The organism is Thermus sp. FJN-A (genome assembly GCF_054655095.1).
The window spans coordinates 1-471 of the sequence record NZ_BAAHSC010000135.1 but is presented as its reverse complement, the minus strand read 5'-3'; the positions used below and the strand labels follow the sequence as shown (position 1 = coordinate 471).

General features: G+C 62.0%; 1 protein-coding gene. It reads right to left on the bottom strand.

The genetic code is table 11. From position 1 onward, the window contains the following. Positions 1-143: 143 nt before the first annotated feature. Positions 144-471 (bottom strand): thermonuclease family protein (locus ACYQ0J_RS00700; RefSeq protein WP_460170282.1); only part of this gene is annotated, 328 nt, incomplete at its 5' end.

Here is a 471-nt window from a genome sequence, read left to right as displayed (position 1 = left end):
CTTATACTCTCGGCTTCCTCCTTGGGGTAACTCCCCTAGTCCCCTCCATTTTTTCAAATTTTCCACATCACATTGCATATGCGTTTCATGTTTTTGTTATTGTTTTTCTCGGTTCGTTTTTGCTTCTTGTAACACTTAACGCCTCACAGGCTGACTTGCCTTAAATTCTCGCTCTCGCACCCCACCCCATCCCTATCCCGGTCAAAGCGGTGCGGGTCCGGGGGCAAGACCTGGACGCGCTTGTGGGGGATGTCCTTGCAGTCCAGGTCCGGGGGCGGCGGGGGGATGCACACCGTGGGATAGGCGGGGTCGCACCCTTTCCGGTCCGGGGCGGGGCCTTGGGGCCTCGATGCCTGCCCCCCTCCCCACATCCCCACCCCCTTGGCCCGAGCCTCCCGGGCGGCCTGGAGGTAGAGGGCGGCGTAGCGGACATTGGGGGGCACGGTGTAGGGCTCGGCCCACCCGGCCCTC